At 63.2% G+C, this 22,943-nt stretch carries 23 protein-coding genes and 1 tRNA gene; 5 read left to right on the plus strand and 19 right to left on the minus strand.

Features of this window, described 5'->3' with window-relative positions; all coding sequences use genetic code 11:
* Window positions 1-21: 21 nt before the first annotated feature.
* From nuoF to U5A58_RS31190, 13 genes are all read right to left on the minus strand, one after another.
* Window positions 22-1,350: an NADH-quinone oxidoreductase subunit NuoF gene (gene nuoF / locus U5A58_RS31130; RefSeq protein ID WP_321914666.1), complete on the minus strand. Its 1,329-nt coding sequence runs from the start codon at window positions 1,348-1,350 to the stop codon at window positions 22-24.
* On the minus strand, window positions 1,347-1,832 hold the full coding sequence (gene nuoE / locus U5A58_RS31135) for an NADH-quinone oxidoreductase subunit NuoE (protein ID WP_321914667.1): 486 nt from the start codon (window positions 1,830-1,832) through the stop codon (window positions 1,347-1,349). The genes nuoF and nuoE overlap by 4 nt, the downstream gene beginning before the upstream one ends.
* Window positions 1,833-1,984: 152 nt before the next feature.
* Entirely contained in the window at window positions 1,985-3,238 is a 1,254-nt protein-coding gene (locus U5A58_RS31140; RefSeq protein WP_133182092.1) for an NADH-quinone oxidoreductase subunit D, read from the minus strand.
* Between the two features lie 9 nt (window positions 3,239-3,247).
* Window positions 3,248-3,853: an NADH-quinone oxidoreductase subunit C gene (locus U5A58_RS31145; protein WP_321964301.1), complete on the minus strand. Its 606-nt coding sequence runs from the start codon at window positions 3,851-3,853 to the stop codon at window positions 3,248-3,250.
* Between the two features lie 22 nt (window positions 3,854-3,875).
* On the minus strand, window positions 3,876-4,355 hold the full coding sequence (locus tag U5A58_RS31150; RefSeq protein WP_027819582.1) for a NuoB/complex I 20 kDa subunit family protein: 480 nt from the start codon (window positions 4,353-4,355) through the stop codon (window positions 3,876-3,878).
* A 72-nt stretch (window positions 4,356-4,427) separates the two neighbouring features.
* Window positions 4,428-4,787 carry an NADH-quinone oxidoreductase subunit A gene (ndhC, locus tag U5A58_RS31155; RefSeq protein ID WP_321914670.1) on the minus strand — a complete coding sequence of 120 codons (360 nt, stop codon included), beginning with the start codon at window positions 4,785-4,787 and terminating at the stop codon, window positions 4,428-4,430.
* 164 nt (window positions 4,788-4,951) lie between these two features.
* A tRNA-Leu gene (locus tag U5A58_RS31160) sits at window positions 4,952-5,036 on the minus strand.
* 109 nt (window positions 5,037-5,145) lie between these two features.
* Entirely contained in the window at window positions 5,146-5,559 is a 414-nt protein-coding gene (gene secG / locus U5A58_RS31165) for a preprotein translocase subunit SecG (protein ID WP_201693545.1), read from the minus strand.
* 101 nt (window positions 5,560-5,660) lie between these two features.
* Window positions 5,661-6,443 carry a triose-phosphate isomerase gene (gene tpiA, locus U5A58_RS31170; protein ID WP_321964302.1) on the minus strand — a complete coding sequence of 261 codons (783 nt, stop codon included), beginning with the start codon at window positions 6,441-6,443 and terminating at the stop codon, window positions 5,661-5,663.
* A 153-nt stretch (window positions 6,444-6,596) separates the two neighbouring features.
* Window positions 6,597-7,613: an NAD(P)H-quinone oxidoreductase gene (locus U5A58_RS31175; RefSeq protein ID WP_321964303.1), complete on the minus strand. Its 1,017-nt coding sequence runs from the start codon at window positions 7,611-7,613 to the stop codon at window positions 6,597-6,599.
* 160 nt (window positions 7,614-7,773) lie between these two features.
* Entirely contained in the window at window positions 7,774-9,918 is a 2,145-nt protein-coding gene (pnp, locus tag U5A58_RS31180; RefSeq protein ID WP_321964304.1) for a polyribonucleotide nucleotidyltransferase, read from the minus strand.
* 343 nt (window positions 9,919-10,261) lie between these two features.
* Window positions 10,262-10,531, minus strand: coding sequence for a 30S ribosomal protein S15 (rpsO, locus tag U5A58_RS31185; protein ID WP_042271770.1), 270 nt, complete (start codon window positions 10,529-10,531; stop codon window positions 10,262-10,264).
* Window positions 10,532-10,682: 151 nt separating this feature from the next.
* Window positions 10,683-11,933 (minus strand): branched-chain amino acid ABC transporter substrate-binding protein, encoded by a 1,251-nt coding sequence (locus U5A58_RS31190; protein WP_321964373.1) that lies wholly within the window; start codon window positions 11,931-11,933, stop codon window positions 10,683-10,685.
* Window positions 11,934-12,179: 246 nt separating this feature from the next.
* Here U5A58_RS31190 and U5A58_RS31195 point away from each other — a divergent pair, with 246 nt between their 5' ends.
* Window positions 12,180-12,731, plus strand: coding sequence for a hypothetical protein (locus tag U5A58_RS31195; protein ID WP_321964305.1), 552 nt, complete (start codon window positions 12,180-12,182; stop codon window positions 12,729-12,731).
* Window positions 12,732-12,853: 122 nt separating this feature from the next.
* On the opposite strand, the gene U5A58_RS31200 is transcribed toward U5A58_RS31195, so the two are convergent.
* From U5A58_RS31200 to U5A58_RS31225, 6 genes are all read right to left on the minus strand, one after another.
* Window positions 12,854-14,407 carry a 2-isopropylmalate synthase gene (locus U5A58_RS31200; protein WP_321964306.1) on the minus strand — a complete coding sequence of 518 codons (1,554 nt, stop codon included), beginning with the start codon at window positions 14,405-14,407 and terminating at the stop codon, window positions 12,854-12,856.
* A 327-nt stretch (window positions 14,408-14,734) separates the two neighbouring features.
* Window positions 14,735-15,610, minus strand: a complete 876-nt coding sequence (gene pssA / locus U5A58_RS31205) for a CDP-diacylglycerol--serine O-phosphatidyltransferase (RefSeq protein ID WP_158757380.1) — start codon at window positions 15,608-15,610, stop codon at window positions 14,735-14,737.
* Between the two features lie 12 nt (window positions 15,611-15,622).
* Complete coding sequence (locus U5A58_RS31210; RefSeq protein ID WP_028205688.1) at window positions 15,623-16,276, minus strand: phosphatidylserine decarboxylase; 654 nt, start codon at window positions 16,274-16,276, stop codon at window positions 15,623-15,625.
* A 148-nt stretch (window positions 16,277-16,424) separates the two neighbouring features.
* Window positions 16,425-17,441 (minus strand): ketol-acid reductoisomerase, encoded by a 1,017-nt coding sequence (ilvC, locus tag U5A58_RS31215; RefSeq protein WP_028205689.1) that lies wholly within the window; start codon window positions 17,439-17,441, stop codon window positions 16,425-16,427.
* Between the two features lie 116 nt (window positions 17,442-17,557).
* On the minus strand, window positions 17,558-18,049 hold the full coding sequence (gene ilvN / locus U5A58_RS31220) for an acetolactate synthase small subunit (protein WP_027795483.1): 492 nt from the start codon (window positions 18,047-18,049) through the stop codon (window positions 17,558-17,560).
* Window positions 18,050-18,164: 115 nt separating this feature from the next.
* A complete protein-coding gene (locus U5A58_RS31225; protein WP_321964374.1) occupies window positions 18,165-19,943 on the minus strand; it encodes an acetolactate synthase 3 catalytic subunit in 1,779 nt (592 codons plus the stop codon).
* Window positions 19,944-20,341: 398 nt separating this feature from the next.
* On the opposite strand from U5A58_RS31225, the gene U5A58_RS31230 reads away from it, so the two are divergent.
* The 4 genes from U5A58_RS31230 (at window position 20,342) to U5A58_RS31245 (ending at window position 22,847) form a co-directional block, all read left to right on the plus strand.
* The gene (locus U5A58_RS31230; protein ID WP_069265288.1) at window positions 20,342-20,905 is read left to right on the plus strand and encodes an RNA polymerase sigma factor; all 564 of its coding nucleotides are present in this window, start codon (window positions 20,342-20,344) and stop codon (window positions 20,903-20,905) included.
* Entirely contained in the window at window positions 20,902-21,330 is a 429-nt protein-coding gene (locus U5A58_RS31235; protein ID WP_321964307.1) for a DUF3619 family protein, read from the plus strand. Before U5A58_RS31230 ends, U5A58_RS31235 begins: the two co-directional genes overlap by 4 nt.
* Window positions 21,331-21,356: 26 nt before the next feature.
* On the plus strand, window positions 21,357-22,184 hold the full coding sequence (locus tag U5A58_RS31240; protein WP_321964308.1) for a DUF3106 domain-containing protein: 828 nt from the start codon (window positions 21,357-21,359) through the stop codon (window positions 22,182-22,184).
* A gap of 114 nt (window positions 22,185-22,298) precedes the next feature.
* A complete protein-coding gene (locus U5A58_RS31245; RefSeq protein WP_415774320.1) occupies window positions 22,299-22,847 on the plus strand; it encodes an RDD family protein in 549 nt (182 codons plus the stop codon).
* Window positions 22,848-22,943: the final 96 nt, after the last annotated feature.

Here is a 22,943-nt window from a genome sequence, read left to right on the forward strand (position 1 = left end):
CAACAAACTGTCCTTCGCCCCTTAGGCGGCCACTGTTTCCGAGGCCGCGTGCGAGCCGGCATGACCGCCGACGAGACAACGCTTGTTGTGCACGTGATATTCGAATTCATCCCAGTAGTGCTTGAGCATGCCGCGCACCGGCATGGCCGCCGCGTCGCCGAGCGCGCAGATCGTACGGCCCATGATGTTGCCCGCCACCGAGTTCAGCAGGTCCAGGTCTTCCTGGCGGCCCTCGCCGTGCTCGATACGGTTCACCACGCGATACAGCCAGCCCGTGCCTTCGCGGCACGGCGTGCACTGGCCGCACGACTCTTCGTAATAGAAGTACGAGAGACGCAGCAGCGAGCGCACCATGCAGCGCGTTTCGTCCATGACGATGACCGCGCCCGAGCCGAGCATCGAGCCCTGCTTGGCGATGGCGTCATAGTCCATGTCCGTCTGCATCATCAGGTCGCCCGGAATGACCGGCGCCGACGAGCCGCCCGGAATCACGGCCTTCAGCTTCTTGCCGCCGCGCACACCGCCGGCAAGCTCCATGAGCGTTGCGAACGGGGTGCCGAGCGGGATCTCGTAGTTGCCCGGACGCTCCACGTCGCCCGAGATCGAGAAGATCTTCGTGCCGCCGTTGTTCGGCTTGCCGAGTTCCATGTACGTCTGCGGACCCACGGTCAGCAGGAACGGCACCGCGGCGAAGGTCTCGGTGTTGTTGATCGTCGTGGGCTTGCCGTACACGCCGAAGCTCGCCGGGAACGGCGGCTTGAAGCGCGGCTGGCCCTTCTTGCCTTCGAGCGACTCGAGCAGCGCGGTTTCCTCGCCGCAGATGTACGCGCCATAGCCATGGTGAGCGTGCAGCTGGAACGAGAAGTCCGTGCCGAGAATGTTGTCGCCGAGATAGCCCGCCTGGCGCGCTTCTTCCAGCGCAGCCTCGAAGCGGCGATACACCTCGAAAATCTCGCCGTGGATGTAGTTGTAGCCCACGGTGATGCCCATCGCGTACGCGCCGATGGCCATGCCTTCGATCACGCTATGCGGATTCCAGCGCAGGATGTCGCGGTCCTTGAACGTGCCCGGCTCGCCCTCGTCCGAATTGCAGACGAGATACTTCTGCCCCGGGAACTGGCGCGGCATGAAGCTCCACTTCAGGCCGGTCGGGAAGCCCGCGCCGCCGCGGCCGCGCAGACCGCTCGCCTTCACGTCGGCGATCACCTGCTCGGGCGGAATCTTTTCTTCGAGAATACGGCGCAGCTGCTTGTAGCCGCCGCGCGCGACGTAGTCTTCGAGATGCCAGTTCTCGCCGTTGAGGCCCGCGAGAATCAGCGGTTTGATGTGACGGTCGTGCAACGAAGTCATTTCGAAAGCTCCTCGAGCAGCTGGTCGATCTTCGCGCGGCTCATGAAGCTGCACATGCGGTGATTGTTCACGAGCATCACCGGTGCATCGCCGCAGGCGCCCATGCACTCACCTTCTTTCAAGGTGAACTTGCCGTCGGGCGTGGTTTCGCCGAAGTCGATACCGAGCTTCTGCTTCAGGTATTCGGCGGCGCTTTCCGAGCCGCCTTCCGGGCCGAGCTGGCACGGCAGATTCGTACAGAGCGTGATCTTGTGCTTGCCGACCGGCCTCGTCTCGAACATCGTGTAGAACGTGGCAACTTCCTGGACCGCGACAGGCGGCATGCCGATGTACTCGGCCACGAACTGCATGATTTCGGGGGACAGCCAGCCATGCTCTTCTTGAGCCACGGCCAAAGCCGCCATCACGGCGGACTGTCGCTGATCGGCGGGGTACTTCGTCAACGCGCGATCGATTTCTTTCAGGCCTTCAGCTGAGATCATTTTCAGACACGACTCTTTCAATTCCTACCGTTTCAATTCCCGCCACACAAACACCCGCCGCGCGTTAGCCAACCTGCTCGCTGCGACGGACGTGGCGTTCCCGGTATTTCGCAGTACGCCCTTCTTCACCGGGCGCACTGGCAGTTTGCTGCTTAGCGATCAATCTCACCGAACACGATGTCCTGCGTGCCGATGATCGTGACCGCGTCGGCGATCATGTGGCCGCGCGCCATTTCATCGAGCGCGGACAGGTGGGCATAACCCGGCGCACGGATCTTCAGACGATAAGGCTTGTTCGCGCCATCCGACACCAGGTAGATGCCGAATTCACCCTTCGGATGTTCGACGGCAGCGTACGCCTCGCCTTCGGGCACGTGGAAGCCTTCCGTGAAGAGCTTGAAGTGGTGAATCAGCTCTTCCATGTTCGACTTCATGTTCACGCGCGAGGGCGGCGCAACCTTGTGATTGTCGATCATCACGGGGCCGGGATTCTTGCGCAGCCACTCAATGCACTGTTTCGCAATGCGTGTGGACTGACGCATTTCTTCGACGCGCACGAGATAGCGGTCGTAGCAGTCGCCGTTCACGCCCACCGGAATGTCGAAGTCCATCTGGTCGTAGACTTCATACGGTTGCTTCTTGCGCAGATCCCACTCGATGCCCGAACCGCGCAGCATCGCGCCCGTGAGACCCAGCTGCATGGCGCGCTCGGGGCTCACCACGCCAATGCCGACCAGACGCTGCTTCCAGATACGGTTGTCGGTGAGGAGCGTTTCGTACTCGTCGACGCAACCCGGGAAGCGCGTGAAGAAGTCGTCGATGAAGTCCAGCACGGAGCCCTGGCGCGCCTCGTTCATGCGGGCGAGCGCCTTCTCGTTGTGGATCTTCGACGCCTTGTATTGCGGCATCGCGTCCGGCAGATCGCGATACACGCCGCCCGGACGATAGTAAGCCGCGTGCATGCGCGCGCCCGAGACCGCCTCGTAGACGTCCATCAGGTCTTCGCGCTCGCGGAACGCGTAGAGGAACACCGCCATCGCGCCGACGTCGAGTGCATGCGAACCGATCCACATGAGGTGATTCAGCACGCGCGTGACTTCGTCGAACAGCACGCGGATGTACTTCGCGCGGATCGGCACTTCAATGCCGAGCAGCTTTTCGATGGCAAGCACATAGCCGTGCTCGTTGACCATCATCGACACGTAGTCGAGACGGTCCATGTACGGCACCGACTGGATGAACGTCTTGCTTTCGGCGAGCTTTTCCGTCGCGCGATGCAGCAGACCGATGTGCGGATCGGCGCGCTGGATCACTTCGCCGTCGAGCTCGAGCACGAGGCGCAGCACACCGTGCGCTGCCGGGTGCTGCGGGCCGAAGTTGAGCGTGTAGTTCTTGATCTCTGACATGCGACCCTCTTAGTGTTTCTTCAGACCGCCGTAGCGATCTTCGCGGATCACACGCGGCGTGATCTCGCGCGGCTCGATCGTGACGGGCTGGTAGACCACGCGCTTCTGCTCCGGGTCGTAACGCATTTCGACATAGCCCGAAACCGGGAAGTCCTTGCGGAACGGGTGGCCGATGAAACCGTAGTCGGTCAGGATGCGGCGCAGGTCGGGGTGGCCTTCGAAGACGATGCCGAACAGGTCGAACGCCTCGCGCTCGTACCAGTTGGCCGAATTCCAGATCTCGACGAGCGAGGGCACGATAGGCACTTCGTCGTCCGGCGCGAACACGCGCAGACGCACGCGCCAGTTGTTCGCGAGCGAGAGCAGATGCGACACCGCGGCAAAGCGCGGGCCTTCCCATGCGCCGTCACCGAAGGTCTGATAGTCGACGCCGCACAGGTCGATCAATTGCTCGAAGCGCAGCGAGGGATTGTCGCGCAGCTCCTTGGCCACCGCGAGGGAATCGCCCGCCTTGACGACCAGCGTCAGTTCGCCGAGCGCCTCGGTGAGGCTGACGATGCGCGCGCCAAGGGCCGCTTCGAGGTTCGCTTTCAGGGTCTCGAGTTTGCTTGCCATATTGTGGGGAGGCACGCGGCCTTTATTGACGGGCGATGGTGCTGGTGCGGCGAATCTTCGCCTGCAACTGGATCACCCCGTAGACCAGGGCTTCCGCTGTCGGCGGGCATCCCGGCACATAGACGTCGACCGGCACGATGCGATCACAGCCGCGCACGACCGAATACGAATAGTGGTAGTAGCCGCCGCCGTTGGCGCACGACCCCATCGAAATGACCCAGCGCGGCTCGGCCATCTGGTCGTAGACCTTGCGCAGCGCGGGCGCCATCTTGTTGCACAGCGTGCCGGCGACGATCATGACGTCCGACTGACGCGGGCTCGGACGGAACACCACGCCGAAACGGTCAAGGTCATAACGGGCCGCGCCCGCGTGCATCATCTCAACCGCGCAACACGCCAGACCGAACGTCATCGGCCACAGCGAGCCGGTGCGCGTCCAGTTGATCAGCTTGTCAGCCGTGGTGGTGACAAACCCTTCCTTCAAGACCCCTTCGATACTCATGTGCTTTCCACTCCAGACGGACAGCCCACAGTTTCCCCGCAGTGCCGCCCATACAATCCGGCGATTAACCCATTATTCCCAGTCGAGACCGCCCTTCTTCCAGATGTAGGCAAAGCCCAGCAGGAATTCGAGCAGAAACAGCATCATCGACAGAAAGCCCGGCCAGCCGATATCGCGCAGGGCCACACCCCACGGAAACAGAAACGCGGTTTCGAGGTCGAAGATGATGAAAAGAATGGCGACCAGGTAGTAGCGTACGTCGAACTTCATTCGGGCGTCTTCGAAGGCTTCGAAGCCGCACTCGTACGGCGAATTTTTTTCGCTGTCTGGCCGGTTGGGACCGAGGACCTTGCCGATCGTCACTAGCGCTACGCCCAGACCAAGACCTACGAGGAGGAACAGAAGGACGGGGAAATAGGCAGCGAGGTTCAAGGCTATCCTCTATATCGGTTGGTTCTGAGGTTCCGCTGGAACTTGCATCGCTCCGCGGGAATCACTTCACGTACTTCGCGCTGCGAACAGAAAACGAACACGACGTAAGAAGCAAAAATGCCAGCCGAAGCTGAAGCAAGCGGCTGGCATTTTTTAGATAACATTGGTGCCGACGGCGAGACTCGAACTCGCACAGCTTTCGCCACTACCCCCTCAAGATAGCGTGTCTACCAATTTCACCACGTCGGCACTGCATGCAATCCGGGACAACAATTATTGCAACCCGCGAATCGCTTCAAGACTTAGATTCTAACTTGTTTCCGTTCGTTGTTCAACGCACAAAACAAGTTTTTCAAATTTATTTCGGAACGTCGTTACCCGGTTGCGAGGCTGCAGCAGCCGGCGAAGCCGCCGCCGCGGCGGTTGCGCCAGGAGCCGATGCAACCGGCGCCGAAGCTGCCGGCGCCGAGGCCGAATTCACCTGCGCCGGGGCTGGAACCGAAGCGCCAAGCACGCCCGCCGAAGGCTTCGCATGATACGACCCCAGGTAAGTTAACGCAAGGGTCGATACGAAAAACACCGTTGCGAGAACTGCAGTTGTACGCGAAAGGAAGTTCGCGGAACCGCTCGCGCCGAACAGGCTGCCCGACGCGCCGCTGCCAAAAGCGGCGCCCATGTCCGCGCCTTTGCCGTGCTGCAGCAAGACGAGGCCGATCACCCCGAGCGCCGACAGAAGCTGGACGACGATAATCAACGTTTTCAAATACAGCATCACACTCACCTGAGTCCTGGTTGAACGCCCGCCCCTCCCGGAGCAAACGCATTAGCAGCCCGCACGACGCGTTTTATTTCGAATGCTTCGTGCGCAAGCCTTTAGCTCGCGACGCTGGCGCCCGCCGTAGCGGCCGCGCAGATCGCAAGGAAATCACCCGCTTTGAGCGACGCACCGCCGATCAGGCCACCGTCGATGTCGGCCTGACGGAAGAGCTCCGCCGCATTTTCCGGCTTCACGCTGCCGCCGTAGAGCAGCTGCACGTCCGCCACTTGCGCGCCCTTGGCGGCGAGGCGCGCGCGCAGGAACGCATGCACCTGCTGGGCCTGCTCCGAGCTTGCGCTCTTGCCCGTGCCGATCGCCCAGACCGGCTCGTAAGCGACGACGATACGCGCCGCTTCTTCAACCGACAGCACGGCCAGCACTGCATCGATCTGCGCGCCGACCACTCGCTCGGTTGCACCCGATTCGCGTTGTTCGAGCGTCTCGCCCACGCAGACGATAGGCGTGAGACCCGACGCCAACGCGCGCTGCGTCTTCACGGCGACGAGTTCGGAGCTTTCGCCGTGATAAGCGCGACGTTCCGAGTGACCAACGATCGCAAAAGCCGATTCGAAGTCGGCGATCATGCCTGCCGCGACCTCGCCCGTATAGGCACCCTGCTCGTGCGCCGAAACGTCCTGCGCACCCCACTGAACCCGGCTGCCGCCGAGCAGCGCCTGCGCCTGCGCGAGATACGGAAACGGCACACACACACCGACATGCACGTCCGGGGCCAGCGCCTGCGCACCGCGCGCAACGCCTTCCAGCAGTGCCGCATTGGCCGCGAGGCGGCCATGCATCTTCCAGTTACCGACTACGAGCTTCGATCGTTGTTTCGTCATTGTTCCGGTTGCTGTTAAAAGCGGACGCAAAACACATAATTTTACTGCGTGAAATCCAGGCGGGTCAAACCGCCCTGCCTGCGAGACACAAAAAATACGCGAAAAAAATCCCGAAAAATCAAGCGCGAGCGATTCGCCCGCGCCGATATGCCGTCAGGCCGCGCTGCTCCAGTCGAGCATGATCTTGCCGATATGCTCGCTGCTTTCCATCAACGCATGGGCTTCGGCGGCCTGCGCGGCCGGAAATACGCGGAACACGACGGGTTTGATACGACCCTCTTCGATGAGGGGCCAGACCTTCGCCTTGAGTTCCTGAGCAATCTGCGCCTTGAATTCCACCGAGCGTGCGCGCAGCGTCGAACCGGTCACCGTGAGCCGGCGGCGCAGGATCTCGCCCATGTTGAGTTCTGCCTTGGAGCCGCCGAGCGTCGCGATCAGCACGATGCGGCCACCGGTCGCGAGCGCGGAAAGCTCGCGCGCCACATAGCCGCCGGCGACCATGTCGAGAATCACATCCACGCCGCGGTCGTTCGTGAGCGCCTTCACGACCTCGACGAAATCGCTGGTGCGGTAGTTGATGGCGCGGTCGGCGCCAAGCGCCTCACAGGCGCGACACTTGTCGTCGGAACCTGCGGTGGCGAACACGCGAAAGCCAAGGGCATGCGCGATCTGGATCGCCGTCACGCCGATGCCGCTCGAGCCGCCCTGCACGAGCAGCGTCTCGTTTTCGCCGCCCTCGCCCTGGCCGAGGTAGGCGCGCTGGAATACGTTGCTCCAGACCGTGAAGAAGGTTTCGGGCAGCGAGGCCGCCTCGACATCCGTGAGCCCCTTCGGCACCGGCAGGCACTGCCCGAGCGGCGCAACCGCGTATTCGGCGTAACCGCCACCCGCGATCAGCGCGCACACCCGGTCGCCAATCTTCAACCCGAACGGATTGTTCTTCTCATCGATCGAGCCGCCAACGATCTCGCCCGCGACCTCGAGCCCCGGCAGGTCGGAAATGCCCGGCGGAGGCGCATACGAGCCCTTGCGCTGGAACACGTCCGGACGATTGACGCCCGAGGCGCTCACCTTGATCAGCACTTCGCCGGCCTTCGGCTCAGGGGTTGGCCGTTCGGCCAGCTTGAGCACGTCCGGCGCACCGAATTCCGTAATCTCGACAGCCTTCATCTCGCGTCTCCTCAGCGCCTCGCGCCCCAATCTGGGCGCCTCCATCTGAATGGCAGTACGCACGCGGCACGATTAACGCGTGCGCACTGCCATTCACCCTCATTGTCATGAAAAACGGCCGGCGCGTTTTGCACGCTGCCGGCCGTTGGAGCTTACTGCCTTACTGCTGCGGCTCGCCCTGCGGTGCGCCATTCGCCTGCTCGTTGAGCAGCGCCTTGGCGGACAGGCGCACGCGGCCCTTCTCGTCCGTCTGGATGACCTTGACCTTCACGACCTGGCCTTCCTTCAGATAGTCGTTGATGTCCTTGATACGCTCGTTGGCGATCTCGGAGATGTGCAGCAGACCATCCTTGCCCGGCAGCAGGTTCACGATCGCGCCGAAGTCCAGCAGCTTGAGGACTGCGCCTTCGTACACCTGGCCCACTTCGATTTCGGCCGTGATGTTCTCGATGCGCTTCTTCGCTTCGGCCATGCCTTCGCTCGACGTCGAAGCGATGGTCACGACGCCGTCGTCCGAAATGTCGATGGTCGTGCCGGTTTCTTCCGTCAGCGCACGGATCACCGAACCGCCCTTGCCGATCACGTCGCGGATCTTTTCCGGGTTGATCTTGATGGTGATCATGCGCGGAGCGTACGCCGACAGCTCCGTGTTCACGCCCGACACCGCCGAGGTCATCTTGCCGAGGATGTGCATACGGCCTTCCTTCGCTTGCGCGAGAGCGACCTGCATGATTTCCTTCGTGATGCCCTGGATCTTGATGTCCATCTGCAGCGCGGTCACGCCAGCTTCCGTACCCGCCACCTTGAAGTCCATGTCGCCGAGGTGATCTTCGTCGCCGAGGATGTCGGTCAGCACGGCGAACTTGTTGCCTTCGAGGATCAGGCCCATCGCGATACCCGCGACGTGTGCCTTCATCGGCACGCCGGCGTCCATCAGCGCGAGGCAGCCGCCGCACACCGAAGCCATCGACGACGAACCGTTCGACTCGGTGATTTCCGAGACCACGCGGATCGAGTAGCCGAACTCTTCGGCGCTCGGCAGGCACGCGACGAGCGCGCGCTTTGCCAGACGGCCGTGGCCGATTTCACGGCGCTTGGGCGAACCCACGCGGCCCGTTTCGCCGGTCGCGAACGGAGGCATGTTGTAGTGGAGCATGAAGCGGTCGCGGTACTCGCCTTCGAGCGCGTCGATGATCTGCTCGTCGCCCTTCGTGCCGAGCGTCGCCACGACCAGCGCCTGCGTTTCGCCACGCGTGAACAGCGCCGAACCGTGGGTACGCGGCAGGACGCCCGTGCGGATCTCGATCGGACGCACGGTGCGCGTGTCGCGGCCGTCGATACGCGGCTCGCCGTTCAGGATCTGCGAACGGACGATCTTCGCTTCGAGGTCGAACACGATGTTGCCGACCGTGGCCTTGTCGGCCGCGGTCGTGCCGGCCGCAGCCGCTTCTTCTTCGAGCTTGGCCGACGTGGCTGCGTAGACTTCCTTCAGCTTGGTCGAACGCTGTTGCTTGTCGCGCAGCTGGTAAGCGGCGAGCAGGTTGTCGTTGGCGATCGCCGTGACGCGCGCGATGAGCGCTTCGTCCTTCGGCGCCGGCGTCCAGTCCCACTCGGGCTTGCCGCCGTCACGCACCAGTTCGTGGATCGCGTCGATGGCGGTTTGCATTTGCTCGTGGCCGAACACGACCGCGCCGAGCATCACGTCTTCCGGCAGCTGGTCGGCTTCCGATTCCACCATCAGCACGGCACGCTCGGTACCGGCCACGACGAGGTCGAGGCGCGAGTCCTTGATCTGCGCGCGCGTCGGGTTCAGCACGTACTCGTTGTTGATGTAGGCCACGCGTGCGGCGCCCACCGGGCCGTTGAACGGCAGACCCGAAATGGCCAGCGCAGCCGACGCGCCGATCAGCGCGGGGATGTCAGCCGGGATTTCCGGGTTGATCGACAGGACGTGGATCACGACCTGGACTTCGTTGTAATAGCCTTCCGGGAAGAGCGGGCGCAGCGGGCGGTCGATCAGGCGCGAGATCAGCGTTTCGCCTTCCGACGGACGGCCTTCGCGGCGGAAGAAGCCACCCGGGATCTTGCCGGCCGAATAGGTCTTCTCGATGTAGTCGACGGTGAGCGGGAAGAAGTCCTGACCCGGCTTGGCGGTCTTCGCGCCGACAACGGTCGCGAGCACGACGGTGTCTTCGACGTCGACGATGACAGCACCGCTGGCCTGACGGGCGATTTCACCCGTTTCGAGGCGCACATTGTGCTGGCCCCATTTGAATTCCTTCACGACTTTATTGAACATGGTCATGGTCACTCACTCCTTACTCATTTGTTATGCGCCGCCCGCACACACGGACGACGCGGCAAGACAGGCTCCGGCACCGCGCAGGAAGAGGAGTGTTATGCCATTCCAGCGAAGCGCGAGGTTGCGGCGCATCGCCGCTCACGATCTGCTGGAATGACACAAAGCTCTGCCCCGTGGCCCGGCCCTGCTGCTTGTACTGCTGGTGCTACGTGGTGTTGCCTGATGTTTTCGAACCGGCGTTTATCGCATCAAGACGACTTGAAAAGCAGCATGAAGCGCACCGTTCAAAAACAAAATGCCTGCATCAGCGGAACTGACACAGGCATCTTTGCGGAAGACCTTCCGATTACTTACGCAGACCCAGCTTTTCGATGAGCGCGCGGTAACGGTCGGCGTCCTTGCCCTTCAGGTAGTCGAGCAGCTTACGGCGGCGGCTCACCATGCGCAGCAGACCACGGCGGCTGTGGTGATCCTTCGCGTGCGACTTGAAGTGCGAGGTCAGTTCGTTGATACGCGACGTCAGGAGTGCAACCTGAACTTCGGGCGAACCCGTGTCGTTGGTGCCGCGCGCGAATTGCGCGACGACGTCGGACTTCTTGATATCTGCTACGGACATTTTGCTTTTCCTTTAAAACAAACGAGCGGTCACGGAAGAAAGGCCGTGCCGTGGCTTGGTTCTCACTACGATTGCTTGCCGCAGGTTCGCAGCAAGGGGCGTATTGTAGCACAGCCCCGATTTGCCGCGAAACCGCTTGTAAGGCGTGCCGTCAAGGCCGCTTCATCTGGCAGACCGTGGCGGGCACAGTGCGCTCCGCGGGCAGCGCCAGCACCGTGCGAAAGCCGTAGCCTGCGCCTTCGTTGTCAAAACGCACGCCGGGCGTGCCCTGCTTGTCCATTTCCATGACATAAAGGGGCTGGATCGTCTGGTGATCGTCGGCGCGCATCCACATGGGGTGAAAGCCGGCCTCCTCGCCTTTGAAGCGCATGCCTTCCAGCGCTTTCGCGACCGCCTCAGGGTCGGCCGTGCCGGCCTTCGTCATGGCCTGCGCAAGCATCTCCACCATCATCGACATGCGCAGCACCGGGTAGTCGTCCCTGGCCGCCGGGTAGCGCGCGCGGAACGCCTTGTACCACGCGTCGGAGGCCGCGCCGCCCACGTTCGGATGCCAGTCGGCCACTGCGATCACGCGCTTCACGCCCGCATCGCCCAGTGCCGCCGGCGCGCCGAGGCTGTTGCCGTAGAACGTGTAGAACTTCGCGTCGAGCCCTTGCTCGCGCGCGGCCTTCACGAGCAGCGTGAGGTCGTTGCCCCAGTTTCCGGTGATGACAGCATCGGCGCCCGCGGCGCGAATCTTCGCGATGTACGGCGCGAAGTCCTTCACGCGGCCGATGGGATGAAACTCGTCGCCGACGATGGCGATGTCCGGGCGGTCCTTCGCGAGCGTGGCGCGAGCAAGCGTGCTCACGTCGTGGCCGAAGCTGTAGTCCTGGTTGAGCAGATACACCTTCTTCACCGACTTGTCCGCGGTGATGACGTCTGCCAGCGCGTCCATGCGCATGCCCGCGTGCGCGTCGAAGCGGAAATGCCAGAAGCTGCAATTCGCGTTCGTGAGCGCGGGATCGTCGGCGGAATAGTTCAGGAAGATTTGACGGTTCTGCGGATCGCGCTCGTTTTGGCGATCGATCGCCGTCACGAGCGCCGCCGCCACCGCCGAGCTGTTGCCCTGCATGACAAAGCCGATGTGGCGGTCCTGCGCCATGCGCAGTTGCACGAGCGCCGCCTCGGGGCTGCCCTTGCTGTCGAGCGTGACCAGTTCGAGCGGATGCCGCCCGTCACGCAGCAAGACGCCGCCACTCGCGTTGACGCGCTCCACGCCGAAGCGCAGGTTGCGCTCCACGGCCGCGCCCGCATCCGCGAACGGGCCCGACATACCTTCGATGAGCGCGAGCTGGATTGGCTTGCCGGTCGGCGTCTCGTCCGCCTGTGCGCCGGTTGCGCTCGCGAGGCCTGCCGCCATCGCCGCCAAGGCGAACATGGCTGCTGCCGTACGCGCCATGCGTGCCGTGATGCGCTTTTCTCTCATTTTTTGATGCCAGCCCGATTGTCATTCGAAGCGCGGATCATAGGCTGCGAGGCGGTGCGACGGCAAGGCCGCGATCCACCGCCTGCCCGGACAGGCCCGGCCCGCGAGCGCGTCGCGCCGTGTCAAAATAACGGTTCCACATACACCGCGGTCATTAGAACCTTGCCATCGGGGGACATCATGTTCACGCGCCTATCCACCTCGCTCGCCACGCCCGTGCGCCTCGCCTCGCGCCGCATGCGTCTCGCCCTCCTCGCGGGCGTGGGCGCACTTGCGCTCGCCGGCTGCGCGCAGCCGTGGCAGCAATTCCATGCGGGCGACGACGCACAATCCGTAATCGCCCGCTTCGGCCCGCCGGCTGAAACCTACGACCTGCCCGACGGCGGCAAGCGCCTCATGTGGCCGACCCAGCCGATGGGCGAAACCACCACGGCCGCCGACATCGACGCCAGCGGCCGCGTCGTGAACGTGCGCCAGGTGCTGCAGCCTAACGAGTTCTACCGCGCGGAAATCGGCAAATGGACGCGCTCCGATGTGCTGGTGAACTTCGGCCGTCCGGTCGAGACCTCCTACTTCCCGTTGATGAAGAAGGAAGCGTGGACCTACCGCTACCTCGAAGACAACGTCTGGTACATGCTCTATAGCTTCTACTTCGACGACCAGGGCATTCTGAGGCTCACGCAGAAGACGCCCGATCCGCTGCACGACCCGGATCGACGCAGCATGTTCTGAACGCGCTGGTCCCGCCGCAGCAAAACAAAACCCCCGCGCTCTTGCGAGCCCGGGGGTTTTTCATTGCCTCGTTGGCGTAACGACGTAAAGACGTAAAGCGAGGCTAATTGCCCCGCCCGCGCTTACACCGCTTCCGAGCGCTGCGGATTGACCTTGTCGCCCGAGTAAAGCTTGTTGAGCGCCGAGATATACGCCTTCGCCGAAGCAGCAACGATATCCGGATCGGTGCCCACGCCGTTGACGATGCGGCCGGCCTTCGAGAGGCGCACCGTCACTTCGCCCTGCGCCTGGGTGCCCGTCGTGATCGCGTTCACCGAGTACAGCAGAAGCTCCGAGCCGCTGCCCACTTCGGTTTCGATGGCGTTGAGCGTGGCGTCCACCGGGCCGTTACCCGCGGCTTCGCCGGTCACTTCCTTGCCGTCGGCCGAGAACACCACGCGTGCGTGCGGACGCTCACCCGTTTCCGAGTGCTGCGCGAGCGAGATGAACTTGAAGTGCTCCTGATCCTGCGCCTGCGCCGACTCTTCCGTGACGATCGCGATGATGTCTTCGTCGAAGATTTCGGCCTTGCGGTCGGCCAGTTCCTTGAAGCGCGCGAACGCGTTGTTCAACTCGGCTTCGCTGTCGAGCGCGATGCCCAGTTCCTGCAAACGCTGCTTGAACGCGTTGCGGCCCGAGAGCTTGCCGAGCACGATCTTGTTCGCGCTCCAGCCCACGTCTTCGGCGCGCATGATTTCGTAGGTGTCGCGCGCCTTGAGCACGCCGTCCTGGTGAATGCCCGAGGCGTGCGCAAACGCGTTTGCGCCGACCACGGCCTTGTTCGGCTGCACGACGAAACCGGTGATTTGCGAAACAAGCTTCGAAGCCGGCACGATCTGCGTGGTGTCGATGCCGAGATCGAGGCCGAAGTAGTCCTTGCGGGTCTTCACGGCCATCACGATTTCTTCGAGCGACGTGTTGCCCGCGCGCTCGCCGAGACCGTTGATCGTGCACTCCACCTGGCGCGCGCCGCCGATCTGCACGCCGGCCAGCGAGTTCGCCACGGCCATGCCGAGGTCGTTGTGGCAGTGCACCGAGAACACCGCCTTGTCCGAGTTCGGAATGCGCTCGCGCAGCGTCTTCACGAGGTTGCCGTACAGCTCGGGAATGCCGTAGCCGACCGTATCGGCAATGTTGATCGTCGTCGCGCCTTCGTTGATCACGGCTTCGAGCACGCGGCACAGGAAATCCATGTCCGAGCGGCTGCCGTCTTCGGGCGAGAACTCCACGTCGTTCGTGAACTTGCGTGCGAAGCGCACCGCCAGCTTCGCCTGCTCGAGCACCTGCTCGGGCGACATGCGCAGCTTCTTCTCCATGTGCAGCGCCGAGGTGGCGATGAACGTGTGGATGCGGAAGTGGTCGGCGGGCTTGAGCGCGTCGGCGGCGCGCTGGATGTCCTTGTCGTTCGCGCGGGCGAGCGAGCAGATCGTGCTGTCCTTGATCATGCCAGCGATCGTGTGGATCGCGTCAAAGTCGCCGTTCGAGCTGGCCGCGAAGCCGGCTTCGATGATGTCGACCTTCATGCGCTCGAGCTGCTTCGCGATGCGGATTTTCTCTTCCTTCGTCATCGACGCACCGGGCGACTGCTCGCCGTCACGCAACGTCGTATCGAAGATGATGAGCTTGTCTGCTGCCATTTCGGGTCTCCAGGGGGACTTGTTCAGTGTCTAAAACGGATTTTGGGTGTTCGCGCCACCGATGGCGACGCTGACAATGAACGAGGCTTACGGAGGGCGAGCGAGATCAGCGCGGCAGGCGCGCTAGCGCTAGCGTGCTTAGTCGCGCGCCGGCTTGAAGAGAAAAGAGGGGGAACTGGATGGTGTCCATGCCGCCGACTATAGCCGGAATCCGCCGATAGCGCAATTGGAGAGGGCCGCTATAGGCAGACCAGCGCGGGCGAGTGCAAAAAGAAAAAGGGCCGCGCTCGCGCGCAGCCCTCTTTATGGCATTCCCGCCCCCGCGCCCTACCGCTCGCGCGGTGACGAACGCGCCGGATTCGAGCGTCCGCGCACGGCCTGCCAGGCCCAGAACACATAGCCCGAGAGGCCGTAGAGCACGAAGAGGCCGAACAGCATCAATGGCGGATCGGACGACACCAGCACGAATGCCACCACCACGAGCAGCGTGGCCGCAAACGGCACGCGATGGCGCACATCCAGCGCCTTGCCGCTGTAGAACGGCGCGTTCGACACCATCGTCACACCCGCGTAGATCGTCAGCACGAAGGCCACCCAGGGCAGCCACGAAAGCTTCACGGGCACGCGGTTGTCAGTGGCGAGCCACACGAAGCCAGCGATCAGCGCCGCCGCCGCCGGGCTCGGCATGCCCTGGAAGAAGCGCTTGTCCACCACGCCGATATTCGTGTTGAAGCGCGCAAGGCGCAGCGCCGCCCCCGAACAGTAGATGAAAGCCGCGAGCCAGCCCCAGCGCCCGAGATCCTTGAGCACCCACTCGTACATCACGAGCGCCGGCGCGACGCCGAACGACACCATGTCCGAGAGGCTGTCGAACTGCTCGCCGAACGCGCTCTGCGAGTGCGTCATGCGCGCGACGCGCCCGTCCATGCCGTCGAGCACCATTGCCACGAAAATGGCGATGGCCGCCACCTCGAAGCGCACGTTCATGGCCTGCACGACCGCGAAAAAGCCGCAGAAGAGCGCCGCCGTGGTGAACGCGTTGGGCAGCAGGTAGATGCCGCGCTTCTTCAGGAACTCCTGGCGCGCCGCGCGCCGGTTCGCGGCGACGCCCATGGGCTCCTGCACGGCCTTGTTGCGCCGGAACGGCCGCGGCAGCGGCGCGCCGGCGGGGTTACGGGGTCGACGCTGTTTGAATCCGGCCATCGCAGCCCTCCTTTATGCCGATTGGGTCGGCAGTTCGGCGAGGATCGTCGACGAGGCGGACACCTTCTCGCCGATCGACACACGCGGGCGGCTGCCCACGGGCAGGTAGACGTCGACGCGCGAGCCGAAGCGGATGAAGCCATAACGCTGGCCGCGCGAAAGCGGCTCGCCGGCGCGCACGTAGCAGAGAATGCGGCGCGCGATGAGGCCCGCGATCTGCACCGAGGTGACGGTCGTGCCGTCAGCCATCGTCAGGACCACGGCGTTGCGCTCGTTCTCGGTCGAAGCCTTGTCGATGGCGGCGTTCAGGTACGCGCCCGGGAAGTACTCGACCTTGGCGACGGCGCCATCTACGGGCGAACGCTGCGAGTGCACATTGAAGACGTTCATGAACACGCTGATCTTGAGCGCTTCACGGTTTGCATACGGGTCGTGCGCGGTTTCCACGGCTACGATGCGGCCGTCGGCCGGGCACAGCACGGCATTGGCCTGGCTCGGGATCGGGCGCGGCGGATCGCGGAAGAACTGAACGACGAAGATCAGGATCAGCCAGAAAGGCCATGCGAGTCCGAAGCCTGCGACCGCATGGATCAAGAGCGCCACGACGGCCGCAATGGCGATGAACGGCCAGCCTTCGCGCGCGATGATCGGATGGGGGTAATTCATGGTGGCTTCGCTGTTATTTTAAAAACCGTAGGATAGCAAAAGCCGCCCAGGGTTCATCCCACCTGGGCGGCTTTTTCGGGTCCGATTCGGATCAATCTGTTCTGCGACGGTACAAAACCGCACGCGCAATCAGATTCGAACCGTCAGATTAGTTCTTCGACTGGTCGACGAGCTTGTTCGCGGCGATCCACGGCATCATCGCGCGCAGCTTCGCACCGACCACTTCGATCTGGTGCTCGGCGCCAAGACGGCGACGCGATTGCAGCGTCGGTGCGCCGGCCTTGTTTTCGAGGATGAAGCTCTTTGCGTATTCGCCGGTCTGGATGTCCTTCAGGACTTCCTTCATGACCTTCTTCGTCTCGGCCGTGATGACGCGCGGGCCCGTCACGTACTCGCCGTACTCGGCGTTGTTCGAGATCGAGTAGTTCATGTTGGCGATGCCGCCTTCATAGATCAGGTCGACGATCAGCTTCAGTTCGTGCAGGCACTCGAAGTACGCCATTTCCGGCGCGTAGCCGGCTTCCACCAGCGTTTCGAAGCCAGCCTTGATCAGGTCGACCGTACCGCCGCACAGCACGGCTTGTTCGCCGAACAGGTCGGTTTCGGTTTCTTCGCGGAAGTTCGTTTCGATGATGCCGGCACGGCCGCCGCCGTTCGCCGCTGCGTACGACAGCGCGATGTCACGTGCTGCGCCCGACTTGTCCTGGTGGACAGCGATCAGGTGGGGCACGCCGCCGCCTTGCGAGTACGTGCCGCGAACGGTGTGGCCCGGCGCCTTCGGGGCGATCATGATGACGTCGAGGTCGGCGCGCGGGATCACCTGGCCGTAGTGCACGTTGAAGCCGTGCGCGAATGCGAGCGCTGCGCCGTTCTTGATGTTCGCGTGGACTTCCTTCGCGTAGACATCGGCGATCTGCTCGTCGGGCAGGAGCATCATGACGACGTCGGCGTTCTTCACCGCTTCGGCCACTTCCTTGACCTGCAGGCCGGCATTCTCAGCCTTGCTCCACGATGCGCCGTTCTTGCGCAGACCGACCGTGACGTTCACGCCGCTGTCCTTCAGGTTCAGCGCGTGTGCGTGGCCTTGCGAGCCGTAACCGATGATCGTGACCTGCTTGCCCTTGATGAGGGAGAGATCGGCGTCCTTGTCGTAGAAAACTTTCATGTTGGTTCCTTGGCGAGAGTCTGGTGAATTTCGGTACTGCTGTTAGCTTTTGCTGCACCGGATGCGATTGAAAACGCATCCGGTCAAGTTCCGGTGCAAGATCGACTGTGGTCGGGTCACACCTTCAGAATGCGCTCTCCGCGCCCAATGCCCGAGCCGCCCGTTCGAACGGTTTCGAGAATCGCGGTCGCATCGATCGCTTCGATGAACGCGTCGAGCTTGTCGCTCGCGCCCGTCAGTTCGATCGTGTAGGTCTTTTCGGTGACGTCGATGATACGGCCGCGGAAAATGTCCGCCATCCGCTTCATCTCCTCACGTTCCTTGCCGACCGCCCTTACCTTGATCAGCATCAGCTCGCGCTCGATGTGGGCGCCCTCGGTAAGGTCGACCACTTTCACCACCTCGATCAGGCGGTTCAGATGCTTCGTGATCTGTTCGATCACGTCGTCCGAGCCAATGGAAACGATGGTCATGCGCGACAGCGAACGGTCTTCGGTCGGCGCCACCGTCAAGGTTTCAATGTTGTAGCCGCGTGCGGAGAAGAGGCCGACCACGCGCGAGAGCGCGCCCGGCTCGTTTTCCAGCAGAACGGAAATAATGTGTCTCATGATGTGATCCGCGATTTATCCAGTTTGACGAGGCTGCCGCCCTTCCCCGCGAACCCGCGCGCCCGTTGTGTGGACGCGTGCCGCGCGAGGTTGGGACGGCGCCGTGCAAATACCGTTACAGGTCTTCCGAGCCGAGCAGCATCTCAGTGATGCCCTTGCCGGCCTGAACCATCGGCCAGACATTTTCGGAAGGGTCGGTCTGGAAATCGAGGAACACCGTGCGGTCCTTCAAACGCAGCGCTTCCTTGAGCGCCGGCTCGACGTCCGCGGTCTTTTCGATCCGCATGCCGACGTGGCCATACGCTTCGGCGAGCTTCACGAAGTCAGGCAGCGCATCCATATACGAATGCGAATAGCGCTTGCTGTATTCGATCTGCTGCCACTGGCGGACCATGCCGAGGTAGCGGTTGTTCAGCGAAATGATCTTCACGGGCGTGTCGTACTGCTTGCAGGTCGACAGTTCCTGAATGCACATCTGGATCGAGCCTTCGCCCGTGATGCACAGCACGTCGTCGTCCGGGTGCGCCATCTTCACGCCCATCGCCGCCGGCAGGCCGAAGCCCATCGTGCCGAGACCACCGGAGTTGATCCAGCGGCGCGGCTGGTTGAAGCGATAGAACTGCGCGGCCCACATCTGGTGCTGGCCCACGTCCGAGCACACAAACGCGTTGCCGCCCGTGAGTTCCCACGCCTTTTCGACCACGTACTGCGGCTTGATGATCTCCGAGCCGCGGTCGAACTTCAGGCAGTTCTTTTCACGCCAGCCTTCAATGTCCTTCCACCAGTCGGCTAGCGCGGCCGTATCCGGACCGTGTTCGGCGTGCTGAAGCTGCTCGATGAGCTCCTTGAGCACTTCCTTGACGTCGCCGACGATGGGGATATCGACCTTCACGCGCTTCGAGATCGACGACGGGTCGATGTCGATGTGAATGATCTTGCGCGGACGCGAGGCGAAGTGCGCCGGGTCGCCGATCACACGGTCGTCGAAGCGCGCACCGATCGCGATCAGCACGTCGCAGTGCTGCATCGCCATGTTCGCTTCGTAGGTACCATGCATGCCGAGCATGCCGAGGAACTTGCGGTCGCTTGCGCGGTAGCCGCCCAGACCCATCAGCGTGTTCGTGACTGGGTAGCCGAGCAGATCGGCGAACTGGTTCAGTTCGCGCGACGCATCCGCGAGGATGATGCCGCCGCCGGTGTAGATATACGGACGCTTGGCCGAGAGGAGCAGCGAAACCGCCTTGCGGATCTGCCCCGAGTGGCCCTTGGTGACCGGGTTGTAGGAACGCAGCGTGACGTTCTTCACCGGTTCATACGCGCACGGCGTCTTCGACACGTCCTTCGGAATGTCGATCAGCACGGGGCCGGGACGGCCGGTGCGCGCAATGTAGAAAGCTTTCTTGACGGTAGCGGCGAGGTCGCGCACGTCCTTCACGAGGAAGTTGTGCTTCACGCAGGGACGCGTGATGCCGACCGTGTCGCACTCCTGGAAGGCGTCTTGACCAATCGCGGCGGTAGGCACCTGGCCGCTGATGATCACCATCGGGATCGAGTCCATATAGGCCGTCGCGATGCCCGTCACCGCATTGGTGACGCCAGGTCCCGAGGTCACGAGACACACGCCGACGTTGCCGGTCGAACGCGCATAGGCGTCGGCCGCGTGCACAGCTGCCTGTTCGTGGCGCACGAGAACGTGCTGGATCTTGTCCTGCTTGTACAGCTCGTCGTAGATGTAGAGTACCGAGCCGCCGGGGTAGCCCCAGATGAATTCGACCTGCTCGTCGGCGAGCGCCTTCATCAGCACGGTTCCGCCGATGGATTGGGTGTTGCCTTGAGGGTCAGATTCTTGCGAAGGGGGGACCGACGTGGAGAATTCCGCGCTGGGCATATTCATCATTCACCTTTCGAATTTTCGGCAAAAAATTGATCGGGTGCTCTCTGCCGGGCTTGTGGCTCGGGTTCAAGCGGCGCGTCCAGTTGACAGATGAGCTTCTTGGGCCACATCCGAATTGAGACAAGTCACTTATGTTGCGAACCGTCGAAGATAGCGGCTCGATGCCTTTCGGTCAAGCAAATATTGAGAACGCGGGCACGAACGTTGCGACAGCGCGCACGCCTCGCGGCGCCGGCCAGGGGCCGACAGGGGCACCACGAAGGCATGCACCTCTATGATGCGAAGCATTCTCACAGCCTTCCTGCTACCCTGCCGGCGCGAAAATTTGCTAGGATCCGCGAGTTTTACGACTTTTTTCGAACGATTACGCGTACGCTGGCGGCGGCGCCCTGCAACGGATGGCATCAGACAAGGAACTCGCCGACTTTCTGGCGGGCGTCGAAAGACGCGCGTTCAAGCAGACGGTCTACGCCGTAAGGGACGACGACGCCTCGCTCGACATCGTGCAGGACGCGATGATCAAGCTCGCGGAAAAATACGGAGACCGCCCGGCCGCAGAACTCCCCCTGCTCTTTCAGCGTATTTTGCAAAATACGATGCACGACTATTTTCGTCGGCAGAAAGTACGCAATACTTGGGTGAGTCTGTTTTCGTCGCTCGGCAACGCCGATGACGAGGAGTTCGACCCCCTCGAGACCTTCGAGGCCGAGCAGGGCACGGCTGGCGCCGAAAGCAGCGAGCAGCAGATCGAGCGCGCTCAGGTGCTCCAGATGATCGACGACGAGATCCAGAAATTACCGGCACGTCAACGGGAGGCGTTTCTGATGCGTTACTGGGAGGATATGGATGTCGCCGAGACTGCCGCCGCAATGGGCTGCTCCGAAGGCAGCGTGAAAACGCACTGCTCCCGGGCCACCCACACGCTGGCGCAAGCGCTCAAGGCCAAAGGAATCACGCTATGAGCTCCGCCCTCGAAAATAAAGAACTAGAGTTCGTGCGGGAGATGCGTCGTGCGCTCGACGAGAGTGCCGCCAACCTGCCCGCTGCAACCACCGCCCGGCTCGCCGCCGCGCGCAAGACTGCACTCGCCCACAAAAAGGCGGAGGTCGTGCTCGTGCGCGCACCGTCGCTCGCCGCAGCCGGCGTCGGCAGCCTGTCCGGCGCGCCTGCGCACCTGCCCGCGCGCCGCCGTTCTGCGTTCGCGCGCTTCGCGCTCGCCTGGCCGCTCGCGGCGCTCGTGGCGGGCCTCTTTGCCATTGCGTACTTCGAAGATCAGCAACGCACCGCTGAACTCGCCGATATCGACGCGGCCATGCTGAGCGACGACCTGCCGCTCACGGCCTACCTCGATCACGGGTTCAACGCGTATCTGACGCGCGCGCACTAAGGAAAACTGAGCAGGAGACCGACGGGGTGAGTTACAAGCGCGGCCTGGCCGTTGTCATTGGATCTGTGGTCGCGGCAGTCGTGTCGTATGTGGCGACCTACCCGCGCTTTCACCCCGAGCCGACTGGCGAAATCACCGCTGGCGCGGCCGCGCAAGTGAAAGCGCCCTCGGCCGACAATCCGATTGCGACCGCGTTCGCGCCGTCGCCTGGCGGCCAGTCCGACCCGCTCGCGTGGGCGCGCCTCAGCGAAGCGCAGCACGTCGCTCTCGCGCCGTTCGCCGTCGAATGGGACCGCTTCAGCGACGAGCGAAAACGCAAATGGCTGAAGATCGCCTCGCGTTACCCGAAGATGTCGCCCGAAACACAGAAACGCCTGCATGAACGCATGGCGGAATGGGTCGGCATGACGCCGGAGCAACGGCGCGTCGCGCGCGAAAACTACCAGGTGTCCAAGGAATTGCCGGCGCAGGCGCGCCAGCGCGCCTGGAAGGCTTACCAGCAGCTCCCCGAAGAGCAGAAAGAACGCCTTGCCGCGAGCGAGCACAAGCGCCGGCCCACCGTCGTGAGCGCCCCGCCGAGCGGCAACAAGAGCGAGATTCGCGATATCCAGCGCCTCGTCAACGAGCGCGATCATGGCGGTTTGCCGCATGCGCCCGGCGTCACCGGGGCATCGGGCACAGCTGGCGCGAGCAGCACGGGTTCGGGTCTCGCGCCCACGGCGCCTGGCACGCCGAGCGAGCCGCCGGCAGCTTCGTCGTTTGCGTCGGGCATTCCCGCTGCCGGCAGCTTCGTGCCGGCCACGCCGATTCCTGTCTCACCCGCCGAAGCACCCGCGGCGTTCAAGGGCTCCTGAAGCCTCCACCGGCGCTCGCACCCCCTCGTTAACCCCGCCGCAGCGTTCCGACCATTTCGCCGCGCGCGTTTTCGAGGTTATGCTCGGGCGTCCCGTCCCCGAACCGACGCCATCGTGTCCGAAAGCGCCCAAGCCGCCGCCCTGCCGTCCGCCGTCGTCTTCCCCGTTGAACTCGCGCCTGTTTCGATTCGCCGCCGCCTCGCCGCGTTCGTCTACGAGAGCGTGCTGCTTTTCGGTGTCGTCTTTGCCGCCGGACTCGCGTTCAGCCTCGTCATGCAGCAACGCAACGGCTACACGCATCACAACGCGATGGCGGCCTGGATCATCTTCGTGGCCGGCGTGTACTTCGTCGGCTTCTGGCACAAAGGCGGGCAAACACTGCCGATGAAGACCTGGCGCCTGCGTGTGATCGGCCCGGACGGCCAGCCGCCCACGCTCGCGCGAGCAGCGCTGCGCTACCTCGCCGCGTGGCTGTGGTTCCTGCCGCCGCTCGTGCTGCATCCGCTGCTCAGTCTTTCCGTTCCGCACACGCTCGCCCTCGAAGCCGTCTGGTTCGCGATCTGGGCCGCCAGCGCCCGCTTCTCCCACGACCGGCAGTTCCTTCACGACCGCATTGCGGGCACGCGCATTGTCGCAATTGCGCGACAGCGCACGTCGGCGTAGCAGCCACATCGCATTCTCCCTCGCGCCGGAAAAGCGTGGGCATGGCACCACCTGGGACTGCGTAACGAGACCTTCTCGTGACTGTCATGTTGCCGT

The organism is Paraburkholderia sp. J7, from assembly GCF_905220155.1.
GTDB lineage: Bacteria > Pseudomonadota > Gammaproteobacteria > Burkholderiales > Burkholderiaceae > Paraburkholderia.